Raw genomic sequence first — 1,179 nt, forward strand, 5'->3', positions numbered from 1 at the left:
CCCAGACACTGCTGATCTTGCATCTGCAAGATCAAACTGGTGTTCAACTCCACCCACGGCATTGGTTTCTGGAACCAGGCGCGATGGGTTCGCTCAGATGGCCCGCCATAGCGGGCCAGATTGGTGAAATTCAGTCGTCCAGGAACGACCAGCCACAGCACCAACAGCACCTGAAGATAGGCGGCCTGGGTGGAACGCAGGCTGGTTCCAGGGAGCAGGGCCGCTAGAATCTGGCTGGGGGTCGTCCGTTTTGTTGCCACACATCAACATGGACGATCCCCACCCCATTCGTCAAAAACCTTCCGGAGTACTGGTTCAAAGAACCAGTGACCGAGGCCCAGGCCGCTTTCTGTTTCGTGCAGAAATCGGGACAGCGCCGATTTCTCCACTTCACGCCCGGAACCCGTATTTCTCCTGCTCGCTCTCGTCATGAACAGACGCCCATGACTGGTACAGCTCGAAGAGAGGACGCTCTTCCTCCCACTCGGATTTCCAGGTGTTTTTAATATCTTTCAATCGGAGTCCATATGACTTCTTTGCACTTCCTGACATGAACGCTACCTGAGGGCCAGGCAGCCAAGATCAGTTTGGTCGCGCACCTTTACTCCCCAACAACTCCACAAACACCCCCGTCAGCACCGGATCGAAATGCCGCCCCGCCTGCCCCTCAATCTCAGCCAGCGCTGCCTCTACTGTCCACGCTGCCTTGTAAGGCCGCTTGCTCGTCAACGCGTCGTACACGTCGCACAGCGCAAACACCCGGCCTGCCAGGCTGATTTCACACCCCACCTTGCCCGCCGGATACCCCTGGCCGTTCCAGCGCTCGTGGTGATCCCTGACCACCTCCAGCGCGGTGTGATGTTGTTAGGGTTTGGTGGAGGGTAAGTTCAGTGTGATTCACACTGGAGGACAGAATGTCCGTACCCAAGCAAAAGTTCACCGCTGAGTTCAAATACGAAGCTGTCCGCCTGGTTCGCACGACCGGTAAGAGTTGCGCTCAGATCGCCCGTGACCTCGGCGTTCCTCCTCACTACGTCGTGCGGTGGAAGCAACAACAGGACAACCAGACGGCCGCTGGCCGCCCTGCCTTCACCGGGCGGGGGATCCCCGCCCTTTCACCACAGGAGGCTCGTCTTACAGAACTCGAACGAGAGCTGGAAATTGCGCGACAGGAACGGG

2 protein-coding genes and 1 pseudogene are annotated in these 1,179 nt (G+C 58.2%); 1 reads left to right on the forward strand and 2 read right to left on the reverse strand.

What is annotated here, in order from left to right; all coding sequences use genetic code 11:
- A pseudogene (locus BOO71_RS28190) lies at positions 1-260 on the reverse strand (hypothetical protein); the annotation flags it as partial.
- 322 nt (positions 261-582) lie between these two features.
- The gene (locus tag BOO71_RS00010; protein ID WP_075829948.1) at positions 583-843 is read right to left on the reverse strand and encodes an HD-GYP domain-containing protein; all 261 of its coding nucleotides are present in this window, start codon (positions 841-843) and stop codon (positions 583-585) included.
- Between the two features lie 71 nt (positions 844-914).
- Here BOO71_RS00010 and BOO71_RS00015 point away from each other — a divergent pair.
- The coding region (locus tag BOO71_RS00015; RefSeq protein ID WP_139322637.1) for a transposase at positions 915-1,179 on the forward strand (265 nt) is incomplete at its 3' end.

It is taken from the genome of Deinococcus marmoris, from assembly GCF_001949125.1.
GTDB lineage: Bacteria > Deinococcota > Deinococci > Deinococcales > Deinococcaceae > Deinococcus > Deinococcus marmoris_A.